Here is a 16,124-nt window from a genome sequence, read left to right on the forward strand (position 1 = left end):
ATATGGATCGATTGGAGGAAAGCAGTGCTGCAGGGCATGCTCCCGGTGTTGCCGACGCCGTTCACCGAAGCTGGCGCTGTCGATCCCGAGGCGATGGCGGGCATCGTCGAGTTCGCGCTCGCCAGCGGCGTCGACGGCGTCGTGTTCCCCGGCTTCGCCAGCGAGGTCGACGAGCTCACTGCGGCGGAGCGGGCAGCGCTGCTGAAGGTCGTGGTTGCAAAAGTCGGCGGGCGCGTGCCGATCGTCGCCGGCGCGAGCGCCCCGACTGCGCTCGAGGCGATCTCGCATTGCCGCGAAGCCCTCGCCAACGGCATCCGCCATGTGATGATCCAGGCGCCCAAGAGCGTCGGCACCACGACGGAAGCAGTCTCGGCCTTCTATGGCGAGATCGCCGCGGCGGTGCCGGGCATCGAGATCGTGCTGCAGAACGCGCCGGCGCCGCGCGGCTCCGATCTCAAGCCCGAGGCGATCCTAGCGATCGTCCGCGACAATCCGGCAGTCACCTATGTCAAGGAAGAGACGCTGCCGTCCGGCCTTGCCATCTCGGCGATCGCCGCCGGCAAGCCCGCGCATCTGAAGGGCGTGATCGGCGGCGGCGGAGCGCGCTACCTGATCGACGAATATAATCGCAGCGCCTGCGGCGCGATGCCGGCGGTCGAGCTCGCCGACATCCATGTCGCCATGGACCGGGCCTATCGCGCCGGCGAGATCGAGCGCGCGCGCGAACTCTACATGCGCACGCTGCCGCTGCTGGTGATCCAGTTCAATTTCCGCATGGCCTTCACCAAGCATGTGCTGACGCGGCGCGGCGTACTGACCAACCAGGTGGTGCGGGCTAAGGTGCCGCCGATGGATGCGCAAGACGTCGCCGAGATCGACGCTTGGCTCGACGCCTGCGCCGATCTCATGACAGTCGAATCTCGCGAGCCCAAGCTCGGCGGAGGCGCGTGATGGCCGAGCGCGTCGCCCGCGTCGAGGTCTTCTCGATCACCATCCCGCGCGAGACGCCCTATCTCGGCGCGCTGCGCGAAGGCGAGCGCATCAACGATCACGGCTACATCGTCCGCAAGGGCAACCGCACGGTCTATCCGACGGTCGACCGCACGGTGGTGGTCCGGATCGAGACGGCTGATGGCGCAGTCGGCTGGGGCGAGACCTATGGCATCGTCGCGCCGGGCGCAGCGATGGCGATCATCGACGATCTGCTCGGCCCCTTCGTCGTCGGGCGCGACCCGCGCGACGTCAGCGTCATCCATGACGATCTCTACGATCTGATGCGGGTGCGCGGCTATACCGGCGGCTTCTATCTCGATGCGCTCGCCGCCATCGACATCGCGCTCTGGGACCTCTGCGGCAAGCTCTCCGGCCTGCCTCTGGTCAAGCTGCTCGGCGGCCAGAAGCACGAGCGTTTGCCGGCTTACATCTCCGGCCTGCCGAAGCCAACGCGGGCGGAGCGGGCGGATTTCGCCGCCGAGTGGCAGGACAAGGGTTTCGGCAGCTTCAAATTCGCCGCCCCCGTCGCCGATGACGGCAATGTCGCGGAGATTCGGACGCTGCGCGAGCGGCTCGGGCCGCAAGCCCGCATCGCCTGCGACATGCATTGGGTCCATACCGGCGAGGAAGCCGTCGCAGCGATCCGGGCGATGGAGCCGCACGATCTCTGGTTCGCCGAAGCGCCGGTGAAGCCGGAGGATCTCGACGGGCTCGCGCATGTGGCCTCAAAGGTCACGACGCCGGTCGCGGCCGGCGAGGAGTGGCGCACGGTCTACGACCTCGTGCCGCGCGCCGCCCGGCGCGCCTGCGCGATCGTGCAGCCGGAGATGGGCCATAAGGGCGTGACCGAGTTCATGCGCATCGGCCTCTATGCCCAGGCGCATCACCTCAAGGTCATCCCGCATGCCACGATCGGCATCGGCCTGTTCCTGGCGGCGAGCCTGCATGCGTCCTCGGCGCTCGCCGCAGTCGAGTGCCACGAGTTCCAGCATTCGATCTTCGAGCCGAACCGGCGGCTGCTCCACGGCGACATGGATTGCAGCGCAGGCTTCTACCGTTTGCCGAGCGGTCCCGGCCTCGGCGTCGAGCCATCGAAGGAAGCGCTCAAGCTGCTGAAGCGGCTGTAGCGACAACAACCAAGGGAGGAGGAGACCATGACGAGGACAAGGCTTGCATTCTCCGCGGCTGCGCTCGCGCTCGCCGCCGGCTTTCTCCCCGGCGCCGCCTGGGCGCAGGGCAAGGTGCTGAAGTTCGTCTCCTGGCAGAAGGACGAGCGCGGCGTAGGCGACTGGTGGGGCTCGGTGATCAAGGAGTTCGAGGCGACCCATCCCGGCGTCAAGATCGAATGGACCAAGGTCGAGCGCGGCGCCTATGCCGATACGATGACGACGCTGTTCGCCGGCGGCAAGCCGCCGGATATCGTCCATCTCGCCTCCTTCGAGTTCCAGAAATTCGCCGATAATGGCTGGCTGGAGCCGCTCGACGCTTACATCAAGGATGCCAAGCTCGACCTCAAAGGCTGGGCGGGGCAGGACACCTGCAGCTGGAACAAGCAGACCGTCTGCACGATGATGCTCTATTTCGGCTACATCTTCGCTTACAACGAGGAATTGCTGAAGAAGGAAGGTCTTGCCGCCCCGAAGACCTATGCCGAATTCCTCGCCGCGGCGCAGAAACTGACCAAGGACCTCAACGGCGACGGCATCACCGACCAGTTCGGCACTGGCCACGAGACCAAGGGCGGCGGCGGCCAGTACATGAGCGAGATGATGAACTACACGCTCGATGCCGGCGGGCGCTGGACCAACGATGCCGGCAAGGTGACGATCAATACGCCCGAGATGATCGAGGGCCTGTCGCGCTGGAAGACCATCGTCAAGACCAGCCTGACCCCGCGCGACCTGGCGGCCGGCGAGGTGCGCCAGATGTTCGCCGACGGCAAGATCGCGATGAAGACCGACGGACCCTGGCTCTACCCGATCATCCAGAAGGGCAAGGCCAAGGACCAGATCAAGCTCGGCATGGTGCCGTTCAAGCCGCCGGTCGGCGGCTCCTCCAACGTGCTCGGCATCGCCGCCGATGCGCCGAAGGAGAACAAGAAACTGGTCTGGGACTTCATCGCGATCGCGACCTCGGACAAGTTCCAGTCGAGCTATGCGACGCTCGGCGCCTCGCCACCGCCAAGCCCACGCGCCGATACCTCGGCCGCGACCAAGGACACGCCGCATTTCGACCTCTTGGTGCAGGCGACCAAGGCGGCGGCCGACGCCAAGGTCGACCGCATACCCAAGGGGCTGGAACTGCAGTTCAACGAGTTCGCCAAGATGGTCATGGAAGAGTCCCAGCGCATGATCATCCAGGACCTCGATCCGAAGGCGGTCGCGGCGACCATGCAGGCCAAGGCCGAGGCGCTGCAGAAGCAGTAGCGCCTCCGGCAAGCGCGAGCCCGACCTCTCATCGTCATGGTCGGGCTTGTCCCGACCATCCACGTCTTCGCCTCGCTGGCCGAAGGCTGTGTTCAAGACGTGGATGCTCGCCACAAGGGCGAGCATGACGGAGCGCGCCGCAACAGCGGAGATCAGACTATGCCCCGATCAGCCTTCCTCGATCTCGCGCGTCCCAGCCGGCGGCACTGGCTCGGCTATCTGCTGCTCGCTCCGGCGGTGCTGCTGATCGCGCTGATCATCGTCTACCCGCTGTTCGTCTCGGTCGATCTCTCCTTCCAGAACGTCAACATCGCCCGGCTCGACCAGCCGCGCCGGCTCTTCGCCTCCGAGGACTTCTGGAACGCCTGCTGGGTGACGTTCAAGCTCGTCACCATCGTCTCGTTCTTCTGCTTCCTGCTCGGGCTGGGCACGGCGCTGCTGGTCAACAACCGCTTCAAGGGCCAGGCGCTGGCGCGGCTGCTGGTCGCCCTGCCCTGGGCGATCCCGGAAGTCATCGCGGTCGTGATCTTCGCCTGGCTGTTCGATTCCTCCTTCGGCCTGATGAACTGGCTCTTCATCAAGCTCGGCCTGGTCGACCAGACGATCAACTGGTTCTCTTCGCCGGACGCAGCCTTCGCCGTCGTCTGCACGGTGATGGTCTGGAAGGGCTACCCCTTCGTCTCGATCATGATGCTGGCCGGGCTGCAGTCGATCCCGGAGGATTTCTACAACGCCGCCAAGGTCGACGGCGCCCGCGCCTGGCAGCGGCTGATCCACATCACCATCCCCTCGCTGATGCCGGTTATCGGCGTCACGCTGGTGCTGGTGATGCTCTGGGTCTTCCGCGATTTCTCGATCATCTACGTGCTGACCGGCGGCGGGCCGCTGAAGGCGACGCAGTCGCTCTCGATCATGACCTACGAGCAGGCCTTCGGCTTCTTCAAGATGGGCTACGCCTCGGCCATCGGCGTCATCACCCTGATCGTCTGCGTGATCGCGAGCCGGCTGATGATCGCCCGCGCGCCGGACAATATCTGAGGAGGCGGCGATGAGACGGAAAACCCCGCAGCGCATCCTGCTCTATGCCGGCGTCGCCCTGACCTGCGCCATCCTGGTCTTCCCGATCTACTGGCTGGTCGTCACCGCGCTCTCCGAGCCGAGCCTGCTCCGGCAATTGCCGCCGAGCTTCTGGCCGAGCGAACCGCGCTGGGGCGTGTTCGGGCAGATCATGGCGGAGAAGCCGATCCTGCTCTGGCTCGGCAATTCGGCGCTGGCGGCGATCGGCGCGGTGAGCCTGTCCATGGTCGTCTCGGTGCTCGCCGGCTACAGCCTGTCGCGCTTCCGGGTGCGCGGCGGCCAGTCGCTCGGGCTCTTCATCCTGACCGCCAAGATGCTGCCGGCGACGCTGCTGGTGATCCCTCTCTTCGGCATCTTCCGCAATCTCGAGCTGATCGGCAGCCTGTGGTCGATCATCCTCGCCCACGCCACGCTGATCATCCCCTTCACCACCTGGATGCTGAAAGGCTATTTCGACACGATCCCACGCGAGCTCGAGCAGGCGGCAATGGTCGACGGCTGCTCGCCGCTCGGCGCCATGGTCCGGGTGATCCTGCCGGTCTCGGCGCCGGGGCTGGCGGCGACGGCGCTCTACGGCTTCGTGCTGTCCTGGTCGGACTATGCCTATGCCCGCACCTTCCTGACCAACGCCCAGGGCAACTGGACCGCCAATCTCGGCATCACCACGATGAAGGGCGAGTACATCTCGAACTGGAGCGACATCTCCGCCGCCTCCATCCTCGTCGCCCTGCCGATCCTCGCGATCTACCTCTTCCTCGAACGCTATCTCGTCGGCGGCCTGACGGCCGGGGCCGAGAAGTAAGAGAACCCGCATGGCTGGAATCCGCATCGACAGCGTCACCAAATCCTATGGCGGGCTCACTGTCCTCAAGGCGTTCTCGCTCGACATCGCCGATGGCGAGTTCGTCGTCCTCGTCGGCCCGTCCGGCTGCGGCAAGTCGACGATGCTGAAGATCCTCGCCGGGCTGGAGGAGGCCTCCTCCGGCACGATCAGCATCGGCGAACGGGATGTCACCGATCTCGCGCCCGGCGATCGCGACATCGCCATGGTCTTCCAGAACTATGCGCTCTATCCGCATCTCACCGTGCGAAAGAACATGGGTTTTGGCCTGAAGATGCGCGGCACCGATGCCGGTGAGATCGACCGGCGGGTCAATGACGCCGCAAAAATCCTTGGCATCGACCACCTGCTCGAGCGGCGGCCGCGCGCCCTCTCCGGCGGCCAGCGCCAGCGTGTCGCGCTCGGCCGGGCGATCGTGCGTGAGCCACAGGCTTTTCTGATGGACGAGCCGCTCTCCAATCTCGACGCCAAATTGCGGGTCCACACCCGCGCCGAGATCAGCGCCCTGCACAAGCGCCTGCGCGTCACCACGATCTACGTCACCCACGACCAGACCGAGGCGATGACGATGGCCGACCGGATCGTCATCATGAAGGACGGCGTGATCCAGCAGATCGCCTCGCCGGACGTGATGTTCCGCGAGCCGGCCAATCTCTTCGTCGCCGGCTTCATCGGCTCGCCCGGCATGAATTTCTTGAAGGCGAAAGCCGAGACCTCCGGTGCTGGCGTGGCTGCGAAGCTGTTCGGCCATGATGTGAGGCTGCCCGTCGCGAACGCCACGGCACTCGCCGGCAAGGAGATCGTCGTCGGGCTCAGGCCTGAGCACATCGCTGCCGGGCCAGGGCAGGTTTCTTTCCCGGTCAGCCCGCGGCTGATCGAAAGTCTCGGCAGCGAGCAATATGTCTATGTCGACCTGCCCGAGGAGCATCGCCGCGAGGCGAGCTCCGGCGGTGACGACGAGTCACGGCGGACTTCGCTGATCGCGCGCCTGATCAATCCGGAGCCGCGCCCGCCGGGCGAGACGCTGACGCTCTCCTTCGACCCGGCGCGGCTCCATGTCTTCGATGCCGCCAGCGGCGAGGCGATCCGATGAACACGATCCTGGTGACCGGCAGCGCCGGGCGTGTCGGCTCGCGCGTGGCGCGGCAACTGCTCGACAAGGGCCACCGCGTCACCGGCTTCGACCTGCGCGCCAGCGGTATCGACCATCCCACCTATCACGAAGTGCTCGGCGGATTCGACGATCGCGCCGCTGCGCGCCAGGCCGTGCAGGGCGCCGAGGCGATCCTGCATCTCGGCGCCTTCATGTCTTGGCTGCCGGCCGATCGCGACCGTCTGTTCACCGCCAATGTCGAGGGCACGCGCGTGCTGCTTGAGGAGGCCGCGGCGGTGAAGCCGAAGCGCCTGGTCTTCGCCTCTTCCGGCGAGGTCTATCCCGAGAACGTTCCGGATTATCAGCCGATCGACGAGGACCACCCGCTGAAGCCGCGCTCGCCCTATGGCTTGAGCAAGCTTCTGGGCGAAGAGATCGTCCGCTTCTTCGAGCGGACGAGTGGCACTCCAGCGACGATCCTGCGCTTCTCGCATACGCAGGATGCGAGCGAATTGCTCGATCCCGGCAGCTTCTTCTCCGGCCCGCGCTTCTTCCTGCAGCCGAAAATCCGCCAGCAGGAAGGTTTCGGCAATGCGGCCGCGGTTGCAAAGCTGCGCGAGATCGATGACGGCGCTGAGGCGCTTGTGCTGTCACGCAACGAGGCCGGCCGGCCCTTCCGCATGCACATCACCGACAGCCGCGACATGGTCGCCGGCATCCTGCTCGCGCTCTCCGACGAACGCGCAGCCGGGCGTACTTATAATCTGGGCGCGACCCAGCCGGTCGACTTCGCCGTGGCGCTGCCGATGATGGCGCAGTTGACGGGACTGCCGTTGAAGACCATCGACCTGCCGGGCGCCGGCGTCTTCTACGAGACGTCGAACGCCAGGATCCGGACCGAACTGGGGTACGAGCCGCAATGGACCTTCGAGCGCATGATCGGCGAGGCGGCGCAGGCGCGGGTGAAGCGCGCGTCCTGACGCCGGACGAGCGCGACGTCCCGACCGGCGCAGCCGCCCTCGCCAAGGGCCTCTATCTCCTCGACGTGATCGGCGAGGCTTCGGCGCCGCCGCGCTTCCGCGACCTGCAGGCGGCTACCGGCCTGCCCAAGGGCACGCTGGCGCGCATGCTCAACACGCTGCTGACCTTCCGCCTGATCCGGCACGAGGAAAGTGACAACACCTACCGGCTCGGCCACCGCCTGTTCGAGCTCGCCCACCGCGTCTGGGAATCCTTCGACCTGCGCGGTGCGGGCGCGCCGGCGCTCGACCGGCTCGCTGAGGAGACGCGCGAGACCGCCGCGCTCTGCGCCATCGACAATGGCGAGGTGCTCTATATCGACCAGCGCAGCCGCGGCGGCCCCTATGGCTTCCGCATCGAGATCGGCCGGCGCGCCCCGCTGCATTGCACAGCCGGCGGCAAGGCCCTGCTCGCCTTCGTCCAGCCGCATGAGCAGCGCGCCCTGGTCGACCGGCTCAAGCTCGAGCGCTTCACCGAGACGACCATCACCGAGGAGGAGGCGCTCGCCGCCGACCTCGCTCTGACCCGGGCGCGCGGCTACGCCGTCTCGCAGGAGGAGCATGTCGCCGGCGTCGCCTCGGTCGCGGCGCCGATCTTCGATCATACCGGCCGCGCCGTCGCGGCGATCGGCGTGTTCGGCCCGTCCTCGCGCCTGACGCGGGAGCGCCTGCACACCACCGGCCGCGACCTGATGGCAGCTGCCAGGCAGATCTCCGGCAATGTCGGCGCGACGCAGATGAACATTTCCCCGGCGCCGCGCTCGGCGCGGCCGGTCGATCCCGACGTCCAATGCGTCCTGCCCTGGGGCGCGCATCTCGCCGAGGGGCCTTACTGGTCGGCCGGCGAGCAGCGGCTCTACTGGGTCGACATCCTCGCACCCTCGGTCAACCGCTTCGACCCGGCGACCGGCAACAATGAGGAGGTTACGCTGCCACGCCTGGTCAGCGCCGTGCTCGGCCGCCGCGGCGGCGGGCTGGTGGTGCTGACGCAGGAGGGGCTTGAAGCCTTCGATTTCGCCAGCGGCCGGCTGACGCCGCTCATCGATCCCGAGGCCGACATTCCCGACAACCGCTTCAACGACGGCAAATGCGACCGCCAGGGCCGGCTCTGGGCCGGGACGATGCGGCTCGACGCCAGCCGCGCCTCGGGCTCGCTCTACGCGATCGCGCCGGACCTCTCCTGGCAGCGCCAGGAGAGCGGGCTCACTGTCGCCAACGGGCTCGACTGGAGCCCGGATGGGCGGAGCTTCTACTTCGTCGATTCCGCCCATGGCTGCATCTATGCCTATGATTTCGACGCGAAGGCCGGCACGCTCGCCCATCGCCGCATCTTCACCGAGGTCGCCGGCCGGCCGGATGGGCTCGCCGTCGATGCCGAGGGCTTCGTCTGGTGCGCGATCTGGGATGGCTGGTGCCTGCACCGCTATGCGCCGGACGGCCGGCTCGATCGCGAAGTCTGGCTGCCGGTGCCACGCCCGACCAGCCTCGCCTTCGGCGGGCCGGACCTGAAGACGCTGTTCATCACCACGGCGCGCATCCGCCTGCCCTCGCGGGTGCTGGCGGAGGCGCCGTTCTCGGGCGGGCTCTTCACCTTGCCGGTTGACGTGCCGGGCCTGCCGGCGGCGGAGTTCGGCGGGTGAGAATCGAAGCCTCCTATCCCGACCTCGCCGGCAAGGCGGCCCTCGTCACCGGCGGAGCCGACGGTATCGGCCGGGCCATCGTCGAGGCGCTGGCGCGGCAGGGTACGAAGGTCGCCGTCCTCGACATCGATGCCGGGCGCGGCGAGCGCCTGGCCACCGAGCTTGCGGCAGCCGGTGGCACTGTCTCGTTCCATCAGGTCGACCTGCGCGACATCCCGGCGACGCAAGCGGCGATCGCGGCGGCGCGGGCGCTGCACGGTCCATTCGCCATCGGCGTCAACAATGCCGGCCATGACGAGCGCCATGATTTCGAGGCGGTCACCGAAGCCTATTGGGACGATCGCCTCGCGGTGAACCTGCGACCGATGATGTTCGTCGCGCAAGCGCTTACGCCAGACATGCGCGACCTCGGCGGCGGGGCGCTGGTCAACCTGTCCTCGACCTCGTGGATGAAGGGCTCGCCGCATATGATCGCCTACACCACCGCGAAATCGGCGGTGATCGGCTTCACCCGCTCGCTGGCGCGAGCGCTCGGTCCCGATGGCATCAGGGTGAACTGCGTCACGCCGGGCTGGGTGATGACCGAGCGCCAGCGGACGCAATGGTGGACACCAGAGAAGGGGGCGGCCAATCAGGCCGCACAGGCGCTGAAAGGCGAGATCCTGCCGGAGGACGTCGCGCAGATGGTGCTCTTCCTCTGCTCCGACGTCTCGCGCATGTGCGCCGGGCAGAACTTCATCGTCGATGCCGGCACGGTCTGAGGAGATGAGTTCGCTCGACGACCTGCGCTCGGTCCTCGATCCGGCCGCCATCGTCACAGACCCCGAAACGATGGCGCCGCATCTGACCGATTGGCGCGGCAAGCATCGTGGTGCGGCGCTCGCATTGCTCCGCCCGCGCAGCGTCGAGGAAGTCTCGGCGATCCTGCGCTGGGCGAGCGCGACCCGCACGCCAGTCGTGCCGCAAGGCGGCAATACCGGTTTGTCGGGCGGGGCAACGCCGGACAGCTCGGGCAAGGCCGTCGTCCTCTCGCTGGCGCGCCTCAACCGGATCAGGGCAATCGACCTTGAAGGCGACACGCTCACCGCCGAGGCCGGCTGCATTCTCGCCGACGTCCAGCAGGCCGCCGCCACGAAGGACCGCCTTTTCCCGCTCAGCCTCGGCAGCGAAGGCTCCTGCCAGATCGGCGGCGTGGTCGCGACCAATGCCGGCGGCATCAACGTCATCCGCTACGGCACGGTGCGCGACCTCGTGCTCGGCCTCGAATACGTTCGCGCCGATGGCGCCGTGATCCATGGGCTGAAGCCGCTGCGCAAGGACAATGCCGGCTATGCGCTGAGGGAGCTGGTGATCGGCTCGGAAGGCACGCTCGCGGTCGTGACCGCGGCGACCTTCAGGCTGTTTCCGAAGCCACGAACGAGCGCAACGGCGCTCTGCGGCCTCGCCAGCCCGGCGGATGCATTGCGGCTGCTCGCCCTGCTGAGGCAGAGCGCAAGCGAGCGGATATCCAGCTTCGAACTGATGTGCGACGGCGAGATGGACCTCACCCTCGATCTCGTGCCCGGAACGATCCTGCCGCTCGAAGCGCGCCATGCCTGGTATGTCTTCATCGAGCTCGGCGACAGCGATCCGGACGGCCTCCTCGACGAGATGCTGACGCGAGTTCTCGCCGCTGCGCTGGAGCAAGGGCTGCTCCGGGACGCAACCATCGCGCAGAGTGAGGCGCAGGCCAGGGCGATCTGGCATCTGCGTTTCGCCGTCGCGGAAGCGAACCGCCGCGCCGGACCGATCGTCTCGCACGACACCAGCGTCGCGGTCGCCGACGTCCCGGCCTTCATTGCGGCGATCAAGGCGATGGCTGCCGAACGCTTCCCGCAAGCGCGCGCCCTCTTCGTCGGCCATGTCGGCGACGGCAATATCCACGTCGTCCTGCGCCTTCCCAGGGAGACACCGGCGGAGCAGCTCGCGGATATCGGCCATGCCGCGAATGCACAGGTCTTCGCGATCGTCGGCGGATTCGGCGGCAGCGTCACCGCCGAGCACGGCATCGGGCGTAGCCTGACCAGCATGCTGGCGCAGCATGCACAGCCGGAGGCGCTGGAGCTGATGAGAGCGGTCAAGCAGGCCTTTGACCCGCTCGGCATCCTCAATCCCGGCGCGGTCCTCGCGAAGAGGTGACCAGGCTCCCCGCCGAGCGAAGCCCCCGGAATTCTCGAACTGTTCGTGACCGAGAGCAGCGGGTGAGTTACTTTAGAATACATGTAAACTATTGTATTTGCTAACCAATTCGCTCTGGTTTAACTGCTGGGGACGATCGCGGGACGATGTGTTCAGTCGGCCTCGTCGCGCGCTCGCCCGAAACCGCTTCAACGGACGCGGCTTCGTTTTGAAAGCGCCCCCGTCAAGGAGGGGCGCCGCAAGACCACGGATCCAATTCGATGCAGCGTTTGATCGGCACAGTCCTGCTCGCGACGGCCATTGCCGCCACCCCCATGACGGGCTTTGTCGCCCTGGCTCAGACCGCCCCGGCCGAAACCGCGCCGGCGCAGCAGCAGAGCCCATCCGGCGCTCATGGCGGCGGGCTGCCCGCTCCCGCAACCTCGAGCCCCGCGCCGGCTGCTGAGACCCCGACTGGTCAGGCCGCGCCTGTTTCTCCGAGCACCGCTGCGCCAACGCCCGGCCAGGCCGCTCCGGCCCCCACACCGGGAGCCTCACAGGCTGCCGTGCCTGCGACGACTCCCGCCACGCTCCCGGCCCCTGCCCCCGTCGCAGGACAAGCCACGCTGCCGCATGACCTGTCGCCCTGGGGCATGTTCATGGCCGCCGACATCGTCGTGAAGGCGGTGATGCTCGGCCTTGCCTTCGCCTCGCTGGTGACCTGGACGATCTGGCTCGCCAAGGCGCTGGAGCTCGCCGCCGCCAAGGCGCGGGCAGGCCGGGCGGTACGACGCCTTGAGGAGGCCGTCAGCCTCGACGAGGCGGCGCGCGCGATCGCCGGCCGCAAGGGCCAGGCGCGCGGCACGGTCGCGGAGCTGGTCGGCGCCGCCCAGAGCGAACGTCAGCGCTCCGACGACCTCGGCGAGGACGGCATCAAGGAGCGCGCCGCGATCGCGCTGTCGCGGATCGAGGCCCGGGCGGGCCGCTCGATGGCGCGTGGCACCGGCCTCCTCGCCACAATCGGCTCGACCGCGCCCTTCGTCGGCCTGTTCGGCACGGTCTGGGGCATCATGAACTCGTTCATCGGCATCAGCCAGTCGAAGACCACCAACCTCGCCGTCGTCGCGCCCGGCATCGCCGAGGCGCTGCTGGCGACCGCGATCGGCCTCGTCGCGGCGATCCCGGCCGTGATCATCTACAACGTCTTCGCGCGCGCCATTTCCGGCTATCGCGCCACCCTTTCCGACGCCTCGGGCGAGGTGCTGCGCCATCTCTCGCGCGATCTCGAGCGGGCGCGCCGGCAGGCGGCCCAGCAGGCCCGCGCCAACCTGCATGCCGTGCCGGCCCAGCCGGCCGCCATGCCGCGCGTCCCGGCGGAGTGAGTCATGGCGGTTTCGCTCAAGGACTCGCAGGACGGCGATCTCGGCGAGGTCAGCGAGATCAACGTCACGCCGTTCATCGACGTGATCCTGGTGCTGCTGATCATCTTCATGGTCGCAGCGCCGCTTTCGACCGTCGACGTCGCGGTTGACCTGCCGGTCTCGAACGCCCAGCCGCAGCCGCGGCCCGACAAGCCGGTGTTCCTGACCGTGAAGCAGGACCTCTCGCTCGCGCTCGGCAACGACACCGTGCCGCGCGAGTTGCTGCAGGCCACCCTCGACCGCCAGACCAACAATGACCGCGAGCAGCGCGTCTTCCTGCGCGCCGATGGGGCTGTGGCCTATCGCGAGCTGATGGAGGTGATGAACAGGCTGCGCCAGGCCGGCTATCTCAAGATCGCGCTCGTCGGCCTGGAGGATACCGGCCAGAGCGCCGCGCCGGGGGCGGGCAAGCCATGATCGCCTCCGCTCCGGATCGCCGCTGGCTCGCCGCGCTGCGCTGGGGCGTCGCCGCGGTTGCGGTCGCCGCCGCCCATGGCGGTCTTGCCTGGATCGGGGTGAACTGGCGCCCGACAGAGGCCGCTGCCGGCGCTCCCGAACCGGCCGTGATGATCGAGCTCGCCGCGCTATCGGTCGCGCCTGAGGCGCCGCCGGAGGATCTGCCGGTGGCGGAACAGCGGGCCGAGCCGGAACCGCCGCCGCCCGAGCCGGTCAAGGAGACGCCGCCCCCGGAGCCGGAACCGGAGCCGATTCCCGAGCCGACGCCGGTCGAGCAACCGGAGATCAAGCTGCCGGAGCTGCCGCAGATCCCGAAGCTCGACGCCGTGCTGCTGCCGCCTCCGCCCGAACTGAAGCCGGTGGAGAAAAAGCCCGAGCCGAAGCCGAAGATCGTCGAGAAGAAGGACAAGCCCAAGCCAAAGCCCAAGGTCGTCGAGCGCAAGCCGGTCGAGCAGCGGGCCAAGGAGGCGGTGGCGCCCAAGCCGTCGGAGCAGCGCGCCTCGGCCCCGACCAGCCCCGCGCAGGGCACCGCCAGCCAGCCGACGGTCTCGACGGCGTCCTGGCGCGGCTCGCTGATCGCCCATCTCAACCGCTACAAGCGCTTCCCGGGCGGCGCGAGCCCCGGCACGGTCCAGGTCGCCTTCGCGATCGACCGCCGCGGCAATGTATTGTCCTCGCGCGTCGTCGGCTCTTCCGGCGATTCCGCTCTGGATGCCGAGGCGGCGGCGATGATCCGCCGTGCCAGCCCGGTTCCGGCTCCGCCTGCGGGCGTCGGCGGTGGCGGAGCGATCTCGCTCTCGGTGCCGGTGCGCTTCAGCCGGTAAGGCTTCGGCTCAGCGCAGCGCGCCTGGATTCTGGATGGGCGTTGTCACGGTATCCCCCACCGCCGCGCCCGTGTCTTGAATGTTATTGCCGAGATGCTCGACCCGGTCGCCGAGATTGCGCCGGGCCTGCGGATCGATCACCGCAACCGGTGCGGAGACGACGATGCCGGCCGCAGTGCCGACCGCGGCGGCGGCGCTGCCCGTGACCTCGATCAGCCGGTCGCCGAGACCGACGCGGGAATCGGTGATCGGCTGGCCATCGACGAGGCGCGTGCCGATCAGCTTCACCACCTCCGGGCTCTCGGCGAATTTGCCATGGTTGAGCTTGTCGCCGGTGCGCAGCTTGGTCAGGTTCAGGACCGTGATCCTGTCCTTCTCGAACTCGGTCTTGTAGGGCTCGACATCGGGATCGACGGCGCCGAGGCGGTCCTTGTTGCCCCAGACCCGGCGCGAGACCGCGAGCGCGCGATCGTCCTGCGAGACGAAGAGGGTGAATTTCGGCCGCCGCCCCGTCATCTCGGCGATTTGCGTGCGGAAGACGTCGGCATCGACGTCAGGCGAGGCGAGCATGACATTGGCGATCTTCGGCGGAATGCCGCGATTGCGCACCGCCATCTGGGTCAATGACTCTAGCGCGACCCAATTGCCCATGGAGTGAGCAAGCAGCGAGACCTCGCCGACAGCCGGATCGCGTGCGAGTTCCTGCAACAGGTTTTCCAACGCATTGCGCGAATAGGTCGCGCTCTCGCGGTCGTAGCCATAGGCGAAGAGCGAGCCGCGCGACGGCCAGGTGAAGAGGACCGGCACGACATCGGCATCGGAATCGTGAACGATCTGGGCGAAGCGGTAGACCGCGTCCTCGAAGCGGTTGTTGAAGCCGTGGACGAAGACCATAACGCGGCGCTTCGGCACCCGTGCAACGCGCTCATGCAGACGTGCCAGCCCGGTCTTGGCATCGAGCTTGTCGACCCTGAGTGTGACGAAATCGGTCTCGGGATTGCCCGGCAGCCGGCTCGGCCACTGCACCTCGCCGACCTTGCGGCCGCTGTCCGGCGGGAGCGAGATCGTCATCTCGACGAAGGATGGCTTGCCGCGCTCGCCGGAGTACAGCACGCCGGCATCGGGATCGGCCGCGCGCGTCGTCGCCACCAGCATGGTGACCTTGCTGGTGCCCGGCACGGTCGAGGCAACCGGCTTCAGCACGCCCTGCACGTCACCGGCACAGCCGGCGACGAAGATCGTCGCAAACGCCGCCGCGAAGACGCGTCGGGCAGCCGGCGTCGGCAAGTCTTTGCGGCGGATCGGCATCACGGTCTACCCAGCTGCGGCACGGCGCCCAGACCATGCTGGTGCGCCGCCCGCTACGTCAAGGACGCCGAAGCCACAGTGACGGTCAGACCATGTACTGGCCGCCATTCACCTCGATGGTCTGGCCGGTGATGTAGCCGCTCATCGCCGGGCTGGCGAGGAAGAGGAAGACGCCGACATTGTCCTGCGGCGTGCCGACACGCTCCATCGGCACGGTCTTGCGCATCGCCTCGATCTGCTCGGCGGTCGAATAGCGCTCGTGGAACGGCGTCATGATCACGCCGGGCGAGACGCCGTTGACGCGGATGCCGAACGGCACGAACTCCTTGGCCATGCCGCGGGTCAGGTTGAGTACGAAGGCCTTGGAGCTGGCATAGAGCGAGGAGCCGGGGCCACCGCCATTGCGCGCCGCGATCGAGCTCAGATTGATCACGCTCGCCCTGCCGCCGGACTTCTTGAGATACGGCAGCGCCGCCTTCGAGGCCATCACCACCGAGCGGACATTGAGATCGACGACGCTGTCGAAGAACTCGTCCTCGATCTCGGCGATCGGCGTGCGCTTGACCAGTGCGCCGGCATTATTGACGAGGACATCGAGCCCGCCGAGCTTGTCGGCCGCCTTGTCGACGAGATCGACCGCCTGTTTGCTGTCGGCGACATCGGCTTGCAGCACATGCGCCTCGCCACCGGCCGCCTTGATCTCGGCGGCGACGGCGTTGGCTTCGGCTTCACTCGACTTGTAGTGCACCACGACGCGCATGCCGTTCGCTGCATAGGCCTTGGCGACGGCAGCGCCGATGCCGGTGCTGGAGCCAGTGACCAGGGCGCGCAGCCCCTTGAGATCGTCGAGCATCATTCCTCCCTCGCGA

The 16,124-nt window shown here is 67.7% G+C and carries 15 protein-coding genes; 13 read left to right on the forward strand and 2 right to left on the reverse strand.

Annotated elements, in window-relative coordinates; translation table 11 throughout:
* The first annotated feature begins 36 nt into the window (after nucleotides 1–36).
* The 13 genes from VGV58_RS00075 to VGV58_RS00135 all read left to right on the forward strand — a co-directional run bounded on the left by VGV58_RS00075 (nucleotide 37) and on the right by VGV58_RS00135 (nucleotide 13,947).
* Nucleotides 37–951, forward strand: coding sequence for a dihydrodipicolinate synthase family protein (locus tag VGV58_RS00075; protein ID WP_326871950.1), 915 nt, complete (start codon nucleotides 37–39; stop codon nucleotides 949–951).
* Nucleotides 951–2,120, forward strand: coding sequence for a mandelate racemase/muconate lactonizing enzyme family protein (locus VGV58_RS00080; protein ID WP_326871919.1), 1,170 nt, complete (start codon nucleotides 951–953; stop codon nucleotides 2,118–2,120). The genes VGV58_RS00075 and VGV58_RS00080 overlap by 1 nt, the downstream gene beginning before the upstream one ends.
* A 27-nt stretch (nucleotides 2,121–2,147) precedes the next feature.
* Nucleotides 2,148–3,419 (forward strand): ABC transporter substrate-binding protein, encoded by a 1,272-nt coding sequence (locus tag VGV58_RS00085; protein ID WP_326871920.1) that lies wholly within the window; start codon nucleotides 2,148–2,150, stop codon nucleotides 3,417–3,419.
* A 159-nt stretch (nucleotides 3,420–3,578) separates the two neighbouring features.
* Nucleotides 3,579–4,457, forward strand: coding sequence for a carbohydrate ABC transporter permease (locus VGV58_RS00090; protein ID WP_326871921.1), 879 nt, complete (start codon nucleotides 3,579–3,581; stop codon nucleotides 4,455–4,457).
* Between the two features lie 10 nt (nucleotides 4,458–4,467).
* Nucleotides 4,468–5,298: a carbohydrate ABC transporter permease gene (locus VGV58_RS00095; protein ID WP_326871922.1), complete on the forward strand. Its 831-nt coding sequence runs from the start codon at nucleotides 4,468–4,470 to the stop codon at nucleotides 5,296–5,298.
* A gap of 10 nt (nucleotides 5,299–5,308) precedes the next feature.
* A complete protein-coding gene (locus VGV58_RS00100) occupies nucleotides 5,309–6,430 on the forward strand; it encodes an ABC transporter ATP-binding protein (protein ID WP_326871923.1) in 1,122 nt (373 codons plus the stop codon).
* On the forward strand, nucleotides 6,427–7,410 hold the full coding sequence (locus VGV58_RS00105; RefSeq protein WP_326871924.1) for an NAD-dependent epimerase/dehydratase family protein: 984 nt from the start codon (nucleotides 6,427–6,429) through the stop codon (nucleotides 7,408–7,410). The genes VGV58_RS00100 and VGV58_RS00105 overlap by 4 nt, the downstream gene beginning before the upstream one ends.
* A complete protein-coding gene (locus VGV58_RS00110; RefSeq protein WP_326871925.1) occupies nucleotides 7,350–9,089 on the forward strand; it encodes an SMP-30/gluconolactonase/LRE family protein in 1,740 nt (579 codons plus the stop codon). The genes VGV58_RS00105 and VGV58_RS00110 overlap by 61 nt, the downstream gene beginning before the upstream one ends.
* Nucleotides 9,086–9,850: an SDR family NAD(P)-dependent oxidoreductase gene (locus VGV58_RS00115; protein WP_326871926.1), complete on the forward strand. Its 765-nt coding sequence runs from the start codon at nucleotides 9,086–9,088 to the stop codon at nucleotides 9,848–9,850. Before VGV58_RS00110 ends, VGV58_RS00115 begins: the two co-directional genes overlap by 4 nt.
* A 4-nt stretch (nucleotides 9,851–9,854) precedes the next feature.
* On the forward strand, nucleotides 9,855–11,267 hold the full coding sequence (locus tag VGV58_RS00120; RefSeq protein WP_326871927.1) for an FAD-binding oxidoreductase: 1,413 nt from the start codon (nucleotides 9,855–9,857) through the stop codon (nucleotides 11,265–11,267).
* Between the two features lie 260 nt (nucleotides 11,268–11,527).
* Complete coding sequence (exbB, locus tag VGV58_RS00125) at nucleotides 11,528–12,628, forward strand: tonB-system energizer ExbB (protein ID WP_326871928.1); 1,101 nt, start codon at nucleotides 11,528–11,530, stop codon at nucleotides 12,626–12,628.
* A 3-nt stretch (nucleotides 12,629–12,631) separates the two neighbouring features.
* Nucleotides 12,632–13,084: a TonB system transport protein ExbD gene (exbD, locus tag VGV58_RS00130; RefSeq protein ID WP_326871929.1), complete on the forward strand. Its 453-nt coding sequence runs from the start codon at nucleotides 12,632–12,634 to the stop codon at nucleotides 13,082–13,084.
* Complete coding sequence (locus VGV58_RS00135; protein ID WP_326871930.1) at nucleotides 13,081–13,947, forward strand: energy transducer TonB; 867 nt, start codon at nucleotides 13,081–13,083, stop codon at nucleotides 13,945–13,947. Before exbD ends, VGV58_RS00135 begins: the two co-directional genes overlap by 4 nt.
* 9 nt (nucleotides 13,948–13,956) lie before the next feature.
* On the opposite strand, the gene VGV58_RS00140 is transcribed toward VGV58_RS00135, so the two are convergent.
* Complete coding sequence (locus VGV58_RS00140; RefSeq protein ID WP_326871931.1) at nucleotides 13,957–15,255, reverse strand: alpha/beta hydrolase; 1,299 nt, start codon at nucleotides 15,253–15,255, stop codon at nucleotides 13,957–13,959.
* A gap of 85 nt (nucleotides 15,256–15,340) precedes the next feature.
* Nucleotides 15,341–16,108 carry an SDR family NAD(P)-dependent oxidoreductase gene (locus VGV58_RS00145; protein ID WP_326871932.1) on the reverse strand — a complete coding sequence of 256 codons (768 nt, stop codon included), beginning with the start codon at nucleotides 16,106–16,108 and terminating at the stop codon, nucleotides 15,341–15,343.
* Nucleotides 16,109–16,124: the final 16 nt, after the last annotated feature.

Source organism: Allobosea sp., from assembly GCF_035944895.1.
In the GTDB taxonomy this organism is placed as follows: domain Bacteria; phylum Pseudomonadota; class Alphaproteobacteria; order Rhizobiales; family Beijerinckiaceae; genus Allobosea.